The sequence below is a fragment of the Streptomyces solincola genome (assembly GCF_002982015.1).
Taxonomy (GTDB): Bacteria; Actinomycetota; Actinomycetes; order Streptomycetales; family Streptomycetaceae; genus Streptomyces; species Streptomyces solincola.
Genome location: NZ_PVLV01000608.1, coordinates 1 through 4,716, shown reverse-complemented (window position 1 = coordinate 4,716; position 4,716 = coordinate 1). Strand labels below are relative to the sequence as shown.

The window sequence follows — 4,716 nt, the reverse complement described above, 5'->3', positions numbered from 1 at the left end:
CCGCCGGCTCGGCCTGGGCGAAGTGGTCGAGCGTGCCGGTCAGTTCCAGCAGGTGCTCCAGCAGGTCGGGGCGGTTGTCCAGATGCAGCCTCGACCCGGCGGCGAGCGCGTAGCGGTGGATCAGCAGCAGCGCGGCGAGCCCCATGGAGTCGCACATGGTGAGCTGCTCGCAGTCCAGGTGGAAGTCGCGCGGCGGCCGGTCGGCCTGGAGGTGCCGGCGGGCGGTCTGCAGCAGGTCCTCGGCGGTGTCGTAGTCGAGGTCGCCACTGATGCGGACGTGGACGTCCATGGCGTCGCCGCTGCGGACCTCAAGGCCGAAGGTGTCGTCGGGGAACGTGGTCATGCTTCGTTTCCGGGGCTGGGGATGGTGGGACAGGAGCCCCGCCCGTCGAGGACGGCGCGCCCCTCGACGAGGAAGTCCAGGGCACGGGGGAAGTCTTTCAGCTCCTCCTGGAGGACTGCCAGACCGGGGTCGAGGACCGTGGCGGGAACCCCTCGGGCCTCCAGGATGTCACCGGTCCAGTCGAGGAACCGGGTCAGCAGGCCGGCGTCGTCGGTGTAGAGGGCCGTGGCCAGGAAGTCGACGATGTGGGCGATGTCCTCCACGGTGCGTTCGCGCTGGGCCTCGGTGTAGGCGTGCATGGCCGGCAGCCGCCGCTCCAGTCCGGCGACGGTGTTCTTCACCAGTTGCGCTCTGCTGCGGCTGACCAGCGTGAACTCCTGGTCGACCAGGTGGGGCAGGTCGTCGACGGTCTGCCGCATGGCGCGCGCCACGGGGCGCGGCACGCCCCGGGCGAGGGTGTCGGCGGCGGCCCGGGCGTCCGGAGCCCAGGCGTCGGCGCCGAGCAGCGCGGCGTAGCGTCCCCCGGGTCCGAAGGCCGCGCCGCCGACCAGCACCGGGACGCCGATGGCCTGCACCGCGGTGATCGCGGCGTGCGCGGCGGGGAGCCTGGTGGGGATGGAGGAGGACAGGGCGACGGCGACGGGGGCGGTCTGGTGCAGGTGGGCGACGAGGTGCGGGGTGGGCACCTGGGCGCCGAGGAAGTCGACCCGGTGTCCGCGCAGCCGCAGGACCTCGGCGAGGATGCGGGCGGGCAGCGCGTGCCACTCGCCGTCGACGCAGGCCACGGCCACGGCGCCGGCGGTCTCGGCGCCGGCCGTGCGGCCCGGGGCGGCGCGGTGGGACATGGCGGCGATGATCCGGTCGTGGATCGCGGTCGCCGCGTGCTCGGCGGCCACCGTCATGCGGCCGGCCGCCCACTCCTCCCCGACGCGGAACTGGACCTTGGCGATCACGTCCAGCAGGACCTGCTCCGGGTCGGCGCCCTCGTCGAGGAGATCGAAGACGACTCCGGCGGCGGCCTGCTCGTCGCGGTCGCGTACGGCCGCCCACAGCTCTTCGCGGGCGGTCTGCGGGGTGGGTCGCCGGCCGGGGCCGGCCGTGGCGTGTTCCGGTGGGTCGAGCGCTGGGGTCATGCGGTGTACCTGCCCCGGGTGTGGCCGTCCACCGCCGTCAGGTGGTTGCTGTGCGGGACGGAGATGGCGACCACGGCCATGTCGTCGTGCGCCCGGTCGCCGATCCACTCGCCGGCGAGCATCTGGACCCGTTCGACGATGGCCTCGGCGGGCATGCCGGCGCAGTCGGCCAGGGCCTCGCGCAGCCGGCGGGTGCCGAACAGGACGTCGCCCAGCGGGCCGCCCCTGGCCTCGGTGATGCCGTCGGTGTACAGCAGGCAGGCCTCTCCGGGGTGCAGGTCGATCTCGGCGGTGCGGGCGTTGACGTCGGGCAGGGCGCCGATCAGGGTGCCGGCGGTGTCGGCCTCCTCGACCTCGCCGTTGCGCCGCACGATCAGCGGGCGGGGGTGGCCGCCGCTGGTCAGGCGCAGCCTGGTGAGGCGGCCCTCGCGGCGTACCGAGGCCAGCACCAGGGTGGCGTAGCGGGCGTGCCGGCTGGTCAGCAGCGTCCCGTTGAGCAGTTGCAGCAGCTTGCGGTGGTCGTCGGCCATCGGCAGCAGCGCCTGGAGGGTGGTGCGGATCTTGCCGGTGAGGACGGCGGCGTCGAGTCCCTTGCCGCAGACGTCGCCGAGGACGGCGAGGGTGTCCTGGCCGGGTCCGGCGCCGGGGTGGACGTCGTAGAAGTCTCCGCCGATGCGCTCGGTGTCGCGGGAGGCGCGGTAGCCGCCGGCGAACTCCACGCCCTGCACCTGGTGGAGCTTGGGCGGCAGCAGTTCCACCATGAGGGTGGCGGTGATGCCGGCCTGCTCGGTGTAGAGGCGGGCCGCCGAGAGGGCCGCGCCGGCCCGGGCGGCGAAGATGCGGGCGAAGACCTCCTCGGAGGCGTCGAAGGCGGCGTGGTCGCCGCGCCGGAGGAGGATCAGCGCCCCGGCGGGGACGCCGTGGCCGGGCAGCGGGGTGACGACGACGGAGCCGGCCGGTCCGTCGAAGCCCTCCGGGTTCGCCCAGGGCGGGAGGGTGGCCGGGTCGATCCAGCGGGAGGGGACGGGCGGGAAGCCCTGGAGCGCCTCGGCGAGGCCGGAGACCGCGGCGGGGTCGATCCGGGCGGAGCTGTGCCGCACCGGCCCGCCGCCGACGCTGACCGCGAGCGGGTGGCGCCGGCCGGCTGCGGGCAGGACGAGCATGGCGGCGTCGGCCAGGTTCGCGGCGGCCAGCTGCACCGTCACCTCCATGCAGCGCTGCACGTTCAGCGAGGCGAGGAGCTGGGTGGAGGCGTCGGCGAGGAAGGCGGTGCGCCGGCGTTCGCTCTGGAGTGCCGTCTCGGCGAGCACCCGGTCGGTGTCGTCGACCAGCCACCAGACGATGTCGCCGTCCGCGCCGACGGTGGGGTGCGCCTCCAGGGTGAGGTCCTCGTGGCGTCCGCGCACCGGGCGGGCGGACGCGCCGTCGTCGCTCGCGCGGCGGTGCGCGTCGGCGAGCCAGCCGGGCACGGCGGTGTCCAGCCAGGCGCCGCTGACGGCGCCGGGGAACAGCCGGGCGGCGGCGGCGTTGGCTTGCACGACGCCGCCGGCGGCGTCGGCGACCAGGGCGGGATAGGGCGCCTGCATCCACGAGGCGCCCACATGTCGCACCAGGCCCCGCGGCTGGCGCGAGGCGCCTTCGAAAGTCGTCATGTTCGCGAGGCCGCCCTCAGGCGGGCCTCCTCACCTTCCGCTGGAAATCAGGTCCTGACCCACCATCCCGCACGTGACCCTCCGGCATCAACCCGAGTCGGTCTTTCGCCGGGGCGCGCCACCCACGGCGGGCAGAGTCGGAAGCCCGGTCGTCTGCCTCCTACCCACACCGGTCGGTTGTGGACCCCGATCGGTCAGGAATCGTCGCCCTGCTCGATCCGCCAGCGGCCGACCTCCTGGTAGTCCGAGTCGTAGACGACGGAGCCGTCCCCCGGTTCCAGCGCGTAGTGGCCGAGGTTGCCTCCCCAGTAGCGCAGGATCCGGCCCAGCTCCGCCGCGGTGTCCTCGGCGATCTTCCCCTGGTCGACGCTGACTTCCAGTACGAACCTCATGTGGCCCTCCTCCTCGTCCGCGGGCCCGCCCCGGACGTGCCCAGGACGCGCCTCGGGCGCACCCCGGACGTCATTCGCTCGCTTCCCGGCCGACCCCGAACTCGGGCCGCCGGCTTCGGTGTTCATTCTTCCATTGAAGTGCTGTGGCAGGGTTGGGCCGGACTCGGCCCCGGAGTGCGGCGCTCGGTGTCCGGAATGTCTCAACCATGAGGGAGGGCGCCGTGGCGGTGGACGGACTGCGGGTCGGGGACCTGGCCCGGGCCGCCGGGGTGTCGGCGCAGCGGATCCGCGGGTACGCCGCCGACGGGCTGCTGCCGCCGGCCGGCCGCGGTGCGGGCGGTCAGCGGGTCTTCACCGGGGCGCACCTGGCCGCGCTGACGGCGCTGCGGGAGCTGGCGGCCGGACACGGCTGGCCGACCGCCCGCGCGGTGATGCGCGCGGTGCACGCGGGCGACCTGCCGGCCGCGCTGGCCGCGCTGGACGCCGGGCACGCCGCGCTGGACCGGGAGCGCACGGAGCTGGCCGCGCTGCACACGGCGCTGACCGAGGTGCTGGCGGCCGGCCCGCCGGCGCCGGGTTCCGGCCGCGGGGCGCTGCGCATCGGCGAGGCCGCCCGGGTGGCGGGGGTGCGTCCGCCGGTGCTCCGGCTGTGGGAGGCGCGGGGCCTGCTGCGGCCGGAGCGGGAGCCGGGCACCGGCTACCGCCGCTACGGCCGCGCCGAGCTGCACGCGGCGCGGGTGATCGCGCTGCTGCGGCGGGGCCACCGGCCGCTGGCGACGATCGAGGCGGTCCTGGCCGGGCTGCGCGAGTCCGGCAGCCCGGAGCGGGTGCTGGCCGAACTGGCGCGCCGGGAGCAGGAGGTGACCGGTCGCAGCGTGCGCTGCCTGGCCGCCTCGGCGGCCCTGCACGCCTATCTCGGGCGCCCGCCGGCGGGCGGGGTTCAGGGGCGGTAGCGCAGCGGGTGGTCCTCGGGCACCTCGACCACGGCGATGTCCACGCCGTCGGGATCGGCGAGCCACATCTCGACCAGCCCCCAGGGCTCCTTGCGCGGCGGCCGCACGATGTCCGCGCCGCGCGCGGCGACCTCCTCGTACGCGGCCTGGACGTCGGCCACCTGCATCCACAGCCGCAGGTTGCGCTGGGGCGGCTGCGCGGAGCGGCCGGACAGCTCCAGGAAGCCGCCGCCCAGGAAGTAG

General features: G+C 75.4%; 6 protein-coding genes. 1 reads left to right on the top strand and 5 read right to left on the bottom strand.

The window, feature by feature from the left end; all coding sequences use genetic code 11:
- From C6N75_RS28140 to C6N75_RS28125, 4 genes are all read right to left on the bottom strand, one after another.
- Positions 1–343 (bottom strand): STAS domain-containing protein (locus C6N75_RS28140; protein WP_105871678.1); only part of this gene is annotated, 343 nt, incomplete at its 3' end.
- Complete coding sequence (locus C6N75_RS28135) at positions 340–1,476, bottom strand: cobalamin B12-binding domain-containing protein (RefSeq protein ID WP_105871677.1); 1,137 nt, start codon at positions 1,474–1,476, stop codon at positions 340–342. The genes C6N75_RS28140 and C6N75_RS28135, both read right to left, overlap by 4 nt.
- The gene (locus C6N75_RS28130; RefSeq protein WP_105871676.1) at positions 1,473–3,128 is read right to left on the bottom strand and encodes a PP2C family protein-serine/threonine phosphatase; all 1,656 of its coding nucleotides are present in this window, start codon (positions 3,126–3,128) and stop codon (positions 1,473–1,475) included. The genes C6N75_RS28135 and C6N75_RS28130 overlap by 4 nt, the downstream gene beginning before the upstream one ends.
- 194 nt (positions 3,129–3,322) lie before the next feature.
- Entirely contained in the window at positions 3,323–3,520 is a 198-nt protein-coding gene (locus tag C6N75_RS28125) for a hypothetical protein (protein WP_105871675.1), read from the bottom strand.
- Positions 3,521–3,726: 206 nt separating this feature from the next.
- Between C6N75_RS28125 and C6N75_RS28120 the strand changes: the two genes are divergently transcribed.
- Complete coding sequence (locus C6N75_RS28120; protein ID WP_105871674.1) at positions 3,727–4,473, top strand: MerR family transcriptional regulator; 747 nt, start codon at positions 3,727–3,729, stop codon at positions 4,471–4,473.
- Here C6N75_RS28120 and C6N75_RS28115 read toward each other — a convergent pair.
- The coding region (locus tag C6N75_RS28115; RefSeq protein WP_105871673.1) for a VOC family protein at positions 4,461–4,716 on the bottom strand (256 nt) is incomplete at its 5' end. The two genes, C6N75_RS28120 and C6N75_RS28115, sit on opposite strands and share 13 nt — an antisense overlap.

Excerpts from the sequence above, each read along its gene's own strand:
- C6N75_RS28135 (WP_105871677.1), bottom strand. The coding sequence starts at position 1,476 with ATGACCCCAGCGCTCGACCCACCGGAACACGCCACGGCCGGCCCCGGC.
- C6N75_RS28125 (WP_105871675.1), bottom strand. The coding sequence starts at position 3,520 with ATGAGGTTCGTACTGGAAGTCAGCGTCGACCAGGGGAAGATCGCCGAG.
- C6N75_RS28130 (WP_105871676.1), bottom strand. The coding sequence starts at position 3,128 with ATGACGACTTTCGAAGGCGCCTCGCGCCAGCCGCGGGGCCTGGTGCGA.
- C6N75_RS28120 (WP_105871674.1), top strand. The coding sequence starts at position 3,727 with ATGAGGGAGGGCGCCGTGGCGGTGGACGGACTGCGGGTCGGGGACCTG.